Raw genomic sequence first — 12,796 nt, 5'->3', positions numbered from 1 at the left:
AGTCCCGCTTGCCTGACGGGACTGCAATCTGCCCTGGCTGACCCGAGCCGCGCGAGAAACCTCAGGCCTTGCCAACCACTTTGAGCGCGAAAGCGTAGGAAAACGTGATTTCTTCCAGGCGCGAGAAACGTCCCGACGCCCCGCCATGGCCGGAGTCCATGTTCGTTTTCAACAACAGCGGCTCGCCGCTGGTGGAATGGTCCCGCAGCCTGGAGATCCATTTCGCCGGTTCCCAGTAGGTCACGCGCGGATCGGTCAACCCTGCGACGGCGAGTACGGGCGGATAGGGTAGAGCGGTCACGTTGTCGTAAGGCGAATAATCCGCGATCGTGCGGTAATCGTCGGCGGACTCGATCGGGTTTCCCCATTCCGGCCATTCGGGCGGCGTGAGCGGCAAGGTGTCGTCCAGCATGGTGTTCAGAACATCGACGAAGGCAACTTCCGCGATGATGCCGCCGAAAGCGTCTGGTGCCATGTTCGTGACCGCACCCATCAGCATGCCCCCGGCGGATCCACCCTGCGCGACGATCCGGTCGGCGGAGGTGAACCCCTCCTTTGCGAGATAGCGCGCTGCGGCGATGAAATCCTTGAAGGTATTCTGCTTGAGCGCGCGCTTGCCGTTCTCGTACCAGGCGAAGCCCTTGTCTTTGCCGCCCCGGATATGCGCGATCGCGTAGACGAACCCCCGATCGACCAGGGAAAGGCAATTGGTGTTGAAGGATGCGGGAATGGCGATGCCATAGGAGCCGTAGCCATAAAGCAGGCAGGGCGCGGAGCCGTCGAGCTTCGTGTCCTCACGGTAGAGAAGTGTCACCGGCACCAGTTCACCGTCATGCGAAGGGGCGTTGACGCGGCGCGTGACGTAATCCTCGGGGTTGTGGCCAGACGGAACCTCCTGAGTCTTCAGGAGAACCCGTTCACGGGTACCCATGTCGTAGTCGTAGACCTGGGCAGGCGTTGTCATCGAGGAATAGGTGAAGCGAATGACGGTCGTGTCGTATTCGAGGCTGCCTGCCAGCCCCAGCGAGTAGGCTTCCTCCTCGAAGTCGATGGCGTGTTCTTCGCCGCTTGTGCGGTCGCGAATGACGATGCGCGGCAGGCCGTTCTCACGCTCGATCCAGACGAGATAGCCCTTGTAAGCCTGCATGGCGAGGATCAGACGTCCCGGCTTGTGCGGCACAAGCTCGGTCCAGTTTTCCTTCTGCGGCGCATCGACCGGCGCCGTCATGATCTTGAAATCCTTGGCTCCGTCGGCGTTGGTCAGGATGAAGAACACATCGCCGCCCGACTCCAGTTCATATTCGACCCCGGTCTCGCGTTGCGCCACCATGACCGCCCCGCCGAGCGGGTCGTCCGCGCGGATCAGGCGGACTTCGCTTGTTTCGTGGTCGTAGGAACTGACGAAGACGAAATCATCGAGCCGGCTTCCGCCCGCGCCCATGAAAAAGCCCGCATCCGGCTCTTCGTAGACGAGAATGTCATCTGTCTGATCGGTGCCGACACGATGGTAATAGAGCTTGGATGGCCGATGGTTGGCGTCGAGCTTCGAATAAAGAAATCCGTTGCCGGCCGCATCCCAGACACCGCCTCCACTGGAGTCGGCGACATCGTCGTCAAGGTCTTCGAGCGTGTCGAGATCGCGAACCCTTAGCCGGAAGAATTCCGATCCCTTGTCGTCGAAACCCCACAAGAGCTTCGAGTGATCGGAGGAATGGTCGCTCGAGGCGATCCGAAAATACGCCCTGCCTTCCGCCTCGGCGTCACCGTCGAGAATGATGGTCTTGTCCTCTGGCGCCGTCTTGCCGCGCGGCATGCGCTCGAAAAGGGGCTGCTGGCCGCCTTTGCGAAATGAGGAGCCGTAAGCCCAGGGGCCGTCGGGCGCAGGGACCGTCGAGTCGTCTTCCTTGATGCGCCCCTTCATCTCCTCGAACAGGACCTTCTGGAGATCTTTGGTATCCGCCATCAGGGCGTCCTGGTAGACGTTTTCGGCTTCCAGGTGAGCGCGGATCTCCGGGTCCAGGACGGATGTCTCCTTGAAGACGTCCTGCCAGTTGTCCGCGCGCAGCCAGGCGTATTCGTCCTGTCTCGTGATCCCGTGCCGTTCGTCCTCTACGGGACGTTTTTGGGCGGCGGGCGCTTGCGGCAAGGTGCCAAAGGAACGGGACATCGGGCCTCCAGTTGTGCGCATCTGCACGGAATGAACGGGAGCTGAACGGCAGGATAAGGACCGGTTCAGCGAGAGGGAGCTAGATCAGATGTATCGATTGCAGTCCCCTGTTCAAGCCCGGAGGAAGCCATGAAACTGAAAATGATCCCCATCGCGCTCGCAGCGCTCATCACCGCAACAGCCGCCACCGCCCCGGTCGGGGCGTCGGTGTTCCATGCCTGGGAGGTGACCAATGTCTCCTGGGGTGACCTTCTCAACGTTCGCCGCTGGCCGGCATCCTATTCCCAGAAGCAGAGCGCCTATCCGAACGGTACGGTGCTGTCGCTCACCGGCCGGTGCAAGGGCGGATTGATGCTCGACGATATCGCTCATTTGCCGGATTGGCAGAAGCGTCAGGCAGTCCGCTACAAATGGTGCGAGGTCTGGCACGACCCTGCCAACAACGGCCAGTGGAAGACCGGTTGGGTGTATATGAAATATATGCGTCCGAATTGACAGGAGTGATGCTTGCCCACGGAGAATGGCGTTGCGCCGCGATGCCTTCTCCGGTCTTATTCCCTCCGAACACGGCCGCTAAAGCAGGCTAACGGAGGGGCGCATGTCCGCGAAGATTCAATTCTATACCAATCCGATGAGCCGCGGGCAGATAGCGCGGTGGGCTCTGCACGAAGCCGGCGCGGATTACGAGGAACATATTCTCGGTTACGGCGCGGAGATGAAAGGCGATTACCGTCGCATAAATCCGATGGGAAAGGTCCCCGCCATCGTGCATGAGGGGAATGTCGTCACAGAAGCGTCCGCGATCTGTCTCTATCTCGCCGAAGTGTATCCCGAAGCGGGTCTCCAGCCGACTACGCTGGCCGAAAAGGCGGCTTATTTCCGCTGGAGTTTCTTTGCGGCGGGCCCGGTCGAACAGGCGATCATCGCGCACTCTTTCAAGTGGGATGAGGGGCTCGATGCGAGGGCGCAGGGCCGGCTCGGTTTCGGAAATTTCGATCTCGTCGTCGATGTGCTGGCCGGAATGCTCAAAGACCGGGACTTCATATGCGGCGATCGCTTCACTGCTGCCGATATCTATGTCGGTTCGCAGGTGGATTGGGGTCTCATGTTCAAGACCCTTCCCGAACGCGCTGAGTACATCGCCTATGCCGAACGGCTGAGGGCGAGACCGGCATACCAGGCCGCGAAGGCGATCGATGCCACATATATCGAAGCCATGCAGAGCAATGGATAAGCACGTGTCGGCGGAGAGAGGGGATTGACGCAAAACCGCAATGCGCCCGACGATCATCTCAGGCAGTTGATTGAGACATTTGTTCTCGGTCACATCAACGGTCGGGATTTCGAGGCCAGGTTTCTGGAAAATTTCCGACGCGCGAGAGACAACGGCCATTCGATCCGCCATGCGGTCGATCTGCTGTTCTATGATGTTGATGCATTTTGCGATGACGCGTCGCTGCGCGGGCCGGATGATCTCGACGAGGATGGCTTGCGAGAGCGGGCGCGAATTGCCCTGGCCCGTTGGGAAAGCCTGCCGTCACGGCCTTGATCGAAGCGGCAGCGATTGGTTTTGCGTGCTGGAAATGTGGGCGAGGGCCCATAACTGTTCGAAAACTGCGGGTTTTCCCCGCAACCTCTTGAGATTTGGTACGAACCGACCTAGGTCCGGTCAGCATGCACATATCGACTTGCCTTTTCCTGAAATAGTACTGGGGTGCGTAGCCTGACATGACGTTCTACGCGCTTCTTGCCCCGTTCATCGCCGCGTTGTTCGCGCCGGTGTTGACCCGCGTTTTCAAGCACAATGCGGCATGGATACTCGCGGTGGTTCCGGCGCTTCTGTTCTGGCATTTTTTCGGCTTTGCCGAAGACGTGTCGCAGGGCGAGCGTATTACGGGCGGCTATTCCTGGATCCCGTCCTTCAACGTGAATTTCTCCTGGCTGATCGACGGCCTGTCACTGACATTCGCCCTGTTGATCACCGGGATCGGAACGTTGGTCGTTCTGTATTCCGGCGGCTACCTGAAGGGGCACAAGCACCAGGGACGGTTCTTCTCGTTCATCCTCATGTTCATGGGGTCTATGCAGGGGCTTGTCCTGTCGGACTCGTTCCTGATGCTGTTCGTTTTCTGGGAACTGACCTCGATCACGTCATTCCTGCTGATCGGCTTCAATCACGCGGAAGAAAAGTCTCGCCGGTCGGCGATTCAGGCGCTGGTCGTAACCGGCCTCGGCGGGCTTTCACTGCTCGCTGGCCTTCTGGTCATCTGGAACATCACGGGTCTGAGCGAGCTTTCTCTGCTTCTTTCCTCCGGCGATCTGCTGAGAGAGAGCCCGTTCTTTATCGCGGCTTTTCTGCTGGTACTCGGCGGGGCGTTCACGAAATCGGCGCAGTTCCCGTTCCATTTCTGGTTGCCCAACGCCATGGAAGCGCCGACGCCCGTTTCCGCTTACCTGCATTCCGCCACCATGGTGAAGGCCGGCGTTTATCTGCTGATGCGCCTGAACCCGGTGATGGGCGAGACGGTGGCCTGGGAAACGGTCTTGCCGATATTCGGCGGTTTTACGCTGATCGCCGGTACGCTTCTGGCCGCGCGCCAAACCGATCTCAAGCTGATGCTGGCCTACACGACCATGGCCTCGCTTGGCATTCTCGTCATGCTGACCGGCTTCGGCAACGAGAAGGCAATCGAGGGCGCGGTGCTGTATCTGATCGCCCATTCGATGTTCAAGGGCGGTCTGTTCATGGTCGCCGGCAATGTCGATCACGAGGCCGGCACACGCGATATCACGAGGCTCGGCGGTCTTGCCAGCGCGATGCCGATCACCTTCGCCGCGGCGCTGTTCGCGGCCCTGTCGATGGGCGGTTTGCCGCCATTTGTCGGCTTCCTCGCGAAAGAGGAGATTTACTACGGATTGGCGCATGGCGATGCGTGGTCGATTCTTTTTACGATCGTCGCGATTACAGGCAACGCGCTGATGTTCGTGATCGGTTTCGCGGTCGCTTTGAAACCTTTCCTGGGTCCGAAAGTCGACACGCCGAAACACGCGCATGAAGGGCCAATCCTGCTCTGGGTGGGGCCCGCGATACTCGCCCTGTGCAGCCTCTCCTCCGCCATCTTTTCCGGATGGTTCCACGCACGCTTTTCGAGCCCGATGGCCAGTGCCGTCAGCGGCCATGAAGCCGATATCACCATCACCGTGATCCCCCATATCGGGGTGCCACTCTATCTGTCGCTGCTCACGATCGCGCTTGGCGTGGTGCTTTATCTGTCGCTCTGGCGTTTGCGCGCTGGCATGGAGAACCTTCTGGTGGCGATCGGATGGGGCCCGGATCGTGGTTTCGACCAGGCAATACGGGGTATCGTGAAGCTGTCGGTGGCGGTGACGCGTCTGGTGCAGAACGGGCGGCTGGAATTTTACATCACAGCGAGTTTTGTTCTCCTCGCCGCATCGATCTTCGTGCCGATGGCTGTCGCGGGCGACTGGCCGTTGGTGCCTGCGTTCCCGCAGCTGTTCTTCTACGAATGGCTTCTGTTCCTCATCGCGGTGATGGGGCTTTTCGCGGTGATATGGGCCAAGGACCGCCTGACCGCGATCGTCTCGCTCGGCATTCAGGGCTTCGCGGTTGCCGTTTTCTTCATGCTGATGGGCGCTCCCGACCTGTCCTTCACCCAGTTCATGGTTGAAACGCTGTCGGTCGTCATTCTCGCGCTGGCGATGACGCGGCTCCGGTTGTCTCCACAGGACCATCGATCTGCAACCCAGACAGTGCTCGACGGGGCGATCGCCCTGGCATTGGGCGGCGCGCTGACTTTGCTGCTGCTGCGTGTCCTGCAGGTGCCCTTCGATGCGACGCTGACGGATTTCTTCAACACCTATTCGTTGCAGATCGCCCATGGTCGTAACATCGTGAACGTGATCCTGGTCGACTTCCGCGGCATAGACACGTTTGGCGAGATCGCGGTGGTGATGGTGTCGGGACTTGCCATTCTCGCGCTCATCCGCGTGGTGCCGAAGCGGTCGACGCCGGTGACGACGGAGTCGCCCGCGTCGCTATCCGACCGGGTAGTGGAGGCAGGCTGACCATGCGCACTTTGATCTTCCGGACCGTCGCGCCATTCCTTTCGAGCCTGATGATCCTGTTTTCGGTGTTCGTGCTGCTTCGCGGCCACAACGAGCCCGGCGGCGGTTTCATCGGTGGCCTGATCGCGGCGTCGGCGCTTGCGATCTACGGCATCGCCTTCGGCGTTTCGCCGGTCCGCCGCGCAATCCGCTTTCACCCCATGGCACTCTCGGGCTTCGGCCTGCTGTTGGCGGCGATAGCCGGTATCCTGTCGATGTTCTCCGGCGTGCCCTTCCTGACCGGATTGTGGGTCTATCCGCGGCTGTTCGGTGTCGAACTCGCATTGTCGACCCCGCTGATATTCGACATCGGGGTCTATTTCGTCGTTTTCGGGTCGATCACCTCGACCGCGCTTGCCCTGGAAGAAAGGGAGCGCGACTGATGGAAACGGCCATGGCGGTCCTGACCGGGCTCTTCTTTGCGACGTCCTTCTACCTGATGCTGTCGCGGCATATCATCCGCATCCTGCTCGGCGTCACCATTCTTGGAAACGCGGTCAACCTGACGATTTTCACGACGGGACGGATTACCCGCGAAGTGCCGCCGATCATTCCAGACGACGCGGTCATGCCGATTGAGGCTATCGCCAATCCGCTGCCCCAGGCGCTGGTGCTGACCGCGATCGTCATTTCCTTCTCTTTCTTCGCGTTCCTGCTGGTGCTGGTGTTCCGCAGCTACCAGGAACTGGGCACCGACGACACGGACGAGATGCGCGACGCCGAACCGCGCGACGAACCCGCGCCGCCGCTTGGCTACTGACACTCCGGACCAAAGCTTAATGGCCACTTCAACCGCCCATAATGTCAATCTCGAAGCTGCGATGGTGCTGACACCGCCGCCTCTGGCCGACTATCTCGTCGTCGCGCCATTGGCGATCGGCTTCGTGTTCGGCGCGCTGTGTCTGATGACCCGCAAGAACATCGATCGCCAGCCCTATATCGCGATCAGTGGCCTCGTCCTGATGCTGCTGGCCGATATCGGCCTCTTCTGGCACGTCTTGCAGAATGGCACGGTGGTCATGACGATGGGCCGCTGGCTGCCGCCCTTTGGTATTACGTTCGCTGCCGACATGCTGGGTGCCACGTTTGCATTGGTCGCTGGAATCGTCGGCCTTGCAGGAGGTATCTATGCGCTGGAGGATGTGGACCGCACCGGCCGGCGCTACGGCTTCTATCCGTTCCTCCTGCTGATGTTGTCAGGCGTGACCGCCGCATTCCTGACCGGCGATATTTTCAATCTCTACGTCTGGTTCGAGGTGCTGCTGATCGGATCCTTCGGCCTGCTTGTGCTGGGCTCGGAACGCGAGCAGTTGGACGGCGCGACGAAATACGCGCTGTTGAACCTCATTGCGACAACGCTGTTCCTGCTCGCCGTGGCCTACATGTACGGCATGTTCGGCACGCTCAACATGGCCGACATCTCGCGCAAGGCGGCAGGACTACGGGACAACGGACCGCTTTTCACCATTGCGGCGCTGTTTCTATTCGCCTTTGCGATGAAGGCGGCCGCATTCCCGGTCAATTTCTGGTTGCCGGCTTCCTATCATACACCGCGGATCGTCGTTTCCGGTCTGTTTGCGGGCCTGCTGACGAAAGTGGGCGTCTATGCCCTTCTGCGCATCTTCCTGACCCTCTTTGACGTCGAACGTGATGCTTTGGCCGGTACGATCGCCATCGTCGCCGTCGCGACGATGGTGCTCGGCGCCATGGGAGCGCTCGCCCAGAACGATATCCGGCGTCTGCTCGGCTATCTCGTCATTTCCGGTATCGGCATGATGCTGGCGGGGCTCGCGTTGGGCAGCCAGACCGGACTGTCTGGCGCGGTTTTCTATGCGGCCCATTCGATGGTGGTCATGACGGCGCTGTATTTCCTCGCGGGAATGATCGGTGAGCGGATGAACGGATTTGCGCTCAACGAGGCGGGCGGGCTTTATAGCCGGGTACCCTGGCTTGCCGCGATTGCACTGATCCTGTTTCTTTCGGTTTCGGGATTGCCGCCGTTTTCGGGCCTTTGGCCGAAAGCGTTTCTGGTCAAGGCCTCGCTCGACGTCGGCGCGTGGTGGGTCGCTTTCGGCATCCTGCTCACCGGACTGCTGACCACGATCGCGGTCGGGCGGACTTTCGCTTTTGCATTCTGGCGCGAAAGCACGCGGGAGACTGACGACACCGATACGACACGGCCCGCTAACGGCGGACGCGCGGTTGCCGGTTCCCTGATTGCCCTTACGCTCTTGTCGGTTGCGGTGGGTATCTACCCCGAACCCGTCATCCGTGTAACCGACCGGATCGCCAGTGAGCTTCTGACGCCTGGCAGTTACGTGGATGCGGTGTTTCCTGCTGAAGAGCCGATGGTGGAAGAACCGTCGGCGGATGAAGGGGAGGCGCAGGAATGAACCTCTATCTTGCAAATATCCTGATGGCGTTCGTCTGGGCGGCCGTGACCGGTTCGTTCAGCGTGATCAATTTGATCTTTGGCTTCGCGCTTGGCGCGCTGGCTCTGTCGCTGATCCGCGAGCAGGTTGGCTCGATGGGATATTTTTCCCGAGCGCGGCGCGTCCTCTCGCTGATTCTGCTGTTCATATACGAGCTTGTCCTGTCGTCCGTCAGGGTCGCCAAGCTCGTTCTTACGCCAAACATGAACCTGAAACCCGGTATCTTCGCCTATCCGCTGAAGGTCGATCGCGACTTCGAGATCACGCTCCTGGCGAATTTGATTACGCTGACGCCGGGAACGCTGTCAGTCGATGTTTCGGATGACAGGCGCTTCCTTTTTGTCCACGCGCTTGACTGTTCGGATCCCGAACAAGTCCGTGAAGACATTGCGGATGGATTCGAACGCAAGATCCTGGAGGCATTCCGCTGATGATCGCCTCCGATTTTCTAGACATCGCCGTTCATGTCGCGCTCGCAGTTCTGTCGGTGACGTTTCTCCTGACGGTGATCAAGGTCATTTATGGACCGACGCTGCCGGATCGTGTCCTCGCACTCGATATGCTGGTCGCGGTGGCAATCGGCTTCATCGCGGTGCTCGGCATCAAGACGGGATACACTCTCTATCTCGACATCGCGATCGCACTCGGGTTGGTCGGGTTTCTCGCGACCGTTGCGTTCGCCAGATTCATCATGGCGCGGGGGCGCATCGAGGAAACCGAGGAAAATCGGCCACGGCTGGTCACGACCGTGAAGCCCCATTCGGACGCGACTGCGTCTGATAAGGAAAAGGCAGGCTGACATGGAAACAGTCGTCAATATCGTAGCTGGACTATTAATACTTGCAGGTACTTTCTTTGCATTCGTCGCGGCAGTTGGCCTTTGGCGTTTTCCTGATATATATTCGAAGATGCACGCTGCGTCGAAAGCTGGCACGCTCGGATCGGGTATGGTTTTACTTGCGCTTGCCGTGCATGCAGGTGATACCGCAACTGTAACGCGAGCACTTGCGGGTATTACGTTTTTTCTTCTGACGGCACCGATTTCGGCTCATTTGCTTGCTAAAGCAGCCTATGTCGTAGGTTATGAACTTGCAAAATCTTCGGTGCTGGATGAAATGGGCGAATCGAAAAGAGACAGTTAAATCCCTTTTATACAGCCATACCGTTAGAACATTCGAAAAAGTAAAGCATTTACAACCTTTAGTTGCTGACATCACGGCGAATTTAATTATTGTATTCCAATTTATTGTGATAGGTGTCATGTACGGTTTGGGATGGAAACCATACAGCACGCGGTCAACAACTCGGCGCGCGTAGAAAGTTAATAAAGGATAATACAACTATGACAGACAATTCGGGACAAAACGACCTTTTGGCCGAACTGACCGCAGACGTCGTATCTGCCTATGTCAGCAATAACCCTGTTCCCGCCTCGGATCTGCCCGGACTGATTTCGGAGATTCATACAGCACTCGGCAAGACACTTGGCGGCGTTGTTGAGGAAGTTCAGGAAAAGCCGCGTCCCGCCGTCAATCCGAAGCGTTCGGTCACCGACGATTACATCATCTGCCTTGAAGATGGCCAGAAGTTCAAATCGCTGAAGCGCCATCTCATGAGCCACTATAGTATGACGCCGGAAGAGTATCGCGAGAAATGGAGCCTGCCGGCTGACTATCCGATGGTCGCTCCCGCATATGCCGCGCAGCGTTCGCGTCTCGCACGTGAGATGGGTCTTGGCCGCAAGCGCGGATCGAAGCGCTAGATACAGCCTGACCCGAAATCGATCTTTCAAGGCCGCGGCTTCGTCCGCGGCTTTCTTTTTGGCGGGGTCAGGTCTTCCTGGCTTCGATTTCTTTCCGCACGCGGTCCCGGGCCGCTTTTAGCGCGATGTGGCGGTTGAGATCGTATGACCAGTGCCGGGACGCGCTCTTGGTCCGCTCGCGTCGCAGCGCAATCGTGATGCTGTCCATCCAGTCGCGCAACTCATCGGGCGAGGCGGCGGCAAGACGACACTGGCTTGCACGCGCAAGTTGAAGCAATTGCGTGGGCCTGCTCGCAAGTGCATGAATGCGTGCGGTTCGGGCGCTCCCGCTGCGGTCTCGCTCTAATTCCAATGCCGCGCTCCTGCAATCGATACCGGTGCTGACAGTAGGCGCATCGGTGATCTGTTGGATAAGTGCCTGGTGAAAACCTTCGGGACCCGGCGATAGAGGCCGGAAAACCGGGCGTATGAACAAAGTCCGGAAATCCACTTATTCAACGCTTGCCAATCCGATATAGGAATAAAAACCTATTACGGAGAATTTTGCGAATGCTGAACACTCTCGCAGGCGTTTCAATTCACGACGGCGGCAGCCCCGCTCGAAGCGGAGCAGCGGAAATCGACAGGGAAAATAATGACGATGCCGATTTTGGCTTCGGCCATTCTGTCGGAACCGCCGAGGCGGTGGAAATATGCGACGGGATTATCGATCTGCTGGCAGTGTTCTTCAATGTCAGCGGCCGCCAGTTGCGCTCATCGAAACGAACGGTGAAGCCGGTTTCCCGAATCCGCCAGATCGGCATGTATGTCGCCCACGTCACGCTCGGACTGAAGATGGTGGCGGTCGGCGCCGGGTTCGGGCGCGACAAGAGCACGGTTGTCCATGCCTGCCATACGATAGAAGACATGCGTGACGACGAGGATTTCAACGTGATCGTTTCCCGGGTGGAACATCTTGTCACGATTGCGTTTTCGCTGAATTGCCGATCGGAGCAGCGGAATGTCTGACGCAAAATCCGAGAGGCGGATCCTGCGTTTCATGCAGATGCTCGAGAAGTCTCCTGCGGTTCTGAGAGATACCGGCAGTTCCGATGTGAAGTTGCTGGAATTTGCCGGCAGTCGATCGGTCCGATGTGAGAGTTCGGATATCGAAACGATGCTGCGATCGGGGAGTATCGTCGTCTCGCGCCGGGATGACTTGGCAGAGGTAAGGCTGACAGATGCGGGGCAGGCTTCACTGCGCCGGCAACGGTCGGGCGATGTCGCTGGTCAACACCGCCAAATCCGCGAGGCGCATGTGCAATTTCACGGACATCCGCATCGAGTCACGCTCAATGATGCTGAGTCGCCCCTTGCGATGCTGGCGCGCCTCAAACGCCCGGATGGCGAGACATGGTTCGATGGGGCGGAACTCGCGGCAGGCGACAGGCTGCGGAGTGACTTCGAGCATGCATTGCTTCAACCACGAGTCACCGCTTCCTGGGATATTTCGCATGTCGCAAGGTCTGGTGGGCAGTCCGGAGCCGCGGAGATGGCCGATCATGTCATGGCCGCTCGCGATCGGGTCAACGCCGCGTTGACCGCCGTCGGGCCCGATCTTGGCGGCGCTCTCGTGGACGTCTGCTGCTTTTTGAAGGGTCTGGAGCAGGTCGAACGCGAAAGAAACTGGCCGCGTCGCTCCGCGAAGCTGATGCTCAAAACAGCGCTTGGGCTTCTGGACGCTCACTATGATCCAGGATCGACGCGGAAACGGCGCTCGCGCAAAATTCTCCACTGGGGATCCGATGGATTTCGCCCGTCGTTGAACTGCTAGAGCAAGGCAACCGGGCTCTGAAGTGCTCCGGAAAGCGTCAGGCCGCGTTTGTTGCAGCGTGCGCTTCTTCCTTCATTCGCGCCACCATGGCACGCAAGCCGTTGGAGCGTTGCGGTGTGAGGTTGTCTTCAAGCCCCAGTAATTTCAGAAGTTCCGCCGCATCGAAAGAACCGATCTCCGATGCCTTTCTGCCTGACAACGCCGCAATCATGATCGCTACAAGCCCGCGAACGATATGAGCGTCGGAGTCACCGCGGAACGTCACCACGGGATCGCTTCCGTCACCGGTCGAGGTCGCAAGCCACACCTGGCTGACACATCCATTGACCTTGTTGGCAGCCGTTTTCTCGGACTCGGGCATGTCGGGGAGGCTCTTTCCGATCTCGATGACATAACGGTACTTGTCTTCCCAATCGTCGAGGAAAGCGAAATCATCCGTGATCGTTTCGAGCGAAGGTAGCATCGGCCGCGCAGAGTTCCTGTTCAACCGGCGATAG

At 59.0% G+C, this 12,796-nt stretch carries 15 protein-coding genes; 13 read left to right on the top strand and 2 right to left on the bottom strand.

Features of this window, described 5'->3' with window-relative positions; genetic code table 11:
• Window positions 1–61: 61 nt before the first annotated feature.
• Window positions 62–2,167 carry a S9 family peptidase gene (locus tag ACQK2M_RS18665; protein ID WP_425419026.1) on the bottom strand — a complete coding sequence of 702 codons (2,106 nt, stop codon included), beginning with the start codon at window positions 2,165–2,167 and terminating at the stop codon, window positions 62–64.
• A gap of 129 nt (window positions 2,168–2,296) precedes the next feature.
• Between ACQK2M_RS18665 and ACQK2M_RS18660 the strand changes: the two genes are divergently transcribed.
• The 13 genes from ACQK2M_RS18660 (at window position 2,297) to ACQK2M_RS18600 (ending at window position 12,299) form a co-directional block, all read left to right on the top strand.
• On the top strand, window positions 2,297–2,662 hold the full coding sequence (locus ACQK2M_RS18660; RefSeq protein WP_425419025.1) for an SH3 domain-containing protein: 366 nt from the start codon (window positions 2,297–2,299) through the stop codon (window positions 2,660–2,662).
• Between the two features lie 103 nt (window positions 2,663–2,765).
• Window positions 2,766–3,401, top strand: coding sequence for a glutathione S-transferase family protein (locus tag ACQK2M_RS18655; protein WP_425419024.1), 636 nt, complete (start codon window positions 2,766–2,768; stop codon window positions 3,399–3,401).
• Between the two features lie 24 nt (window positions 3,402–3,425).
• Window positions 3,426–3,716, top strand: a complete 291-nt coding sequence (locus ACQK2M_RS18650; RefSeq protein WP_425419023.1) for a colicin immunity domain-containing protein — start codon at window positions 3,426–3,428, stop codon at window positions 3,714–3,716.
• A 179-nt stretch (window positions 3,717–3,895) separates the two neighbouring features.
• The gene (locus ACQK2M_RS18645) at window positions 3,896–6,253 is read left to right on the top strand and encodes a putative monovalent cation/H+ antiporter subunit A (RefSeq protein WP_425419022.1); all 2,358 of its coding nucleotides are present in this window, start codon (window positions 3,896–3,898) and stop codon (window positions 6,251–6,253) included.
• Window positions 6,254–6,255: 2 nt separating this feature from the next.
• Window positions 6,256–6,675 carry a Na+/H+ antiporter subunit B gene (locus ACQK2M_RS18640; protein ID WP_425419021.1) on the top strand — a complete coding sequence of 140 codons (420 nt, stop codon included), beginning with the start codon at window positions 6,256–6,258 and terminating at the stop codon, window positions 6,673–6,675.
• A complete protein-coding gene (locus ACQK2M_RS18635) occupies window positions 6,675–7,052 on the top strand; it encodes a Na+/H+ antiporter subunit C (RefSeq protein WP_425419020.1) in 378 nt (125 codons plus the stop codon). Before ACQK2M_RS18640 ends, ACQK2M_RS18635 begins: the two co-directional genes overlap by 1 nt.
• Before the next feature lie 19 nt (window positions 7,053–7,071).
• Complete coding sequence (locus tag ACQK2M_RS18630; protein WP_425419019.1) at window positions 7,072–8,685, top strand: Na+/H+ antiporter subunit D; 1,614 nt, start codon at window positions 7,072–7,074, stop codon at window positions 8,683–8,685.
• Window positions 8,682–9,155, top strand: coding sequence for a Na+/H+ antiporter subunit E (locus ACQK2M_RS18625; protein WP_223477138.1), 474 nt, complete (start codon window positions 8,682–8,684; stop codon window positions 9,153–9,155). The genes ACQK2M_RS18630 and ACQK2M_RS18625 overlap by 4 nt, the downstream gene beginning before the upstream one ends.
• Window positions 9,155–9,523 carry a cation:proton antiporter gene (locus ACQK2M_RS18620; RefSeq protein WP_425419018.1) on the top strand — a complete coding sequence of 123 codons (369 nt, stop codon included), beginning with the start codon at window positions 9,155–9,157 and terminating at the stop codon, window positions 9,521–9,523. Before ACQK2M_RS18625 ends, ACQK2M_RS18620 begins: the two co-directional genes overlap by 1 nt.
• A 1-nt stretch (window position 9,524) precedes the next feature.
• A complete protein-coding gene (mnhG, locus tag ACQK2M_RS18615; protein WP_223477136.1) occupies window positions 9,525–9,866 on the top strand; it encodes a monovalent cation/H(+) antiporter subunit G in 342 nt (113 codons plus the stop codon).
• 200 nt (window positions 9,867–10,066) lie between these two features.
• Window positions 10,067–10,486, top strand: coding sequence for a MucR family transcriptional regulator (locus ACQK2M_RS18610; protein ID WP_425419017.1), 420 nt, complete (start codon window positions 10,067–10,069; stop codon window positions 10,484–10,486).
• A 549-nt stretch (window positions 10,487–11,035) separates the two neighbouring features.
• On the top strand, window positions 11,036–11,494 hold the full coding sequence (locus ACQK2M_RS18605) for a helix-turn-helix domain-containing protein (RefSeq protein ID WP_425419016.1): 459 nt from the start codon (window positions 11,036–11,038) through the stop codon (window positions 11,492–11,494).
• Window positions 11,487–12,299 carry a DUF6456 domain-containing protein gene (locus tag ACQK2M_RS18600; protein WP_425419015.1) on the top strand — a complete coding sequence of 271 codons (813 nt, stop codon included), beginning with the start codon at window positions 11,487–11,489 and terminating at the stop codon, window positions 12,297–12,299. Before ACQK2M_RS18605 ends, ACQK2M_RS18600 begins: the two co-directional genes overlap by 8 nt.
• 37 nt (window positions 12,300–12,336) lie before the next feature.
• On the opposite strand, the gene ACQK2M_RS18595 is transcribed toward ACQK2M_RS18600, so the two are convergent.
• Window positions 12,337–12,762, bottom strand: a complete 426-nt coding sequence (locus ACQK2M_RS18595; RefSeq protein WP_425419014.1) for a SufE family protein — start codon at window positions 12,760–12,762, stop codon at window positions 12,337–12,339.
• Window positions 12,763–12,796 lie beyond the last annotated feature (34 nt).

It is taken from the genome of Oricola indica, from assembly GCF_965227485.1.
GTDB classification, from domain to species: Bacteria; Pseudomonadota; Alphaproteobacteria; order Rhizobiales; family Rhizobiaceae; genus Oricola; species Oricola indica.
The sequence above is the reverse complement of the archived record's forward strand: the minus strand, read 5'-3'. Positions and strand labels throughout refer to the sequence as shown.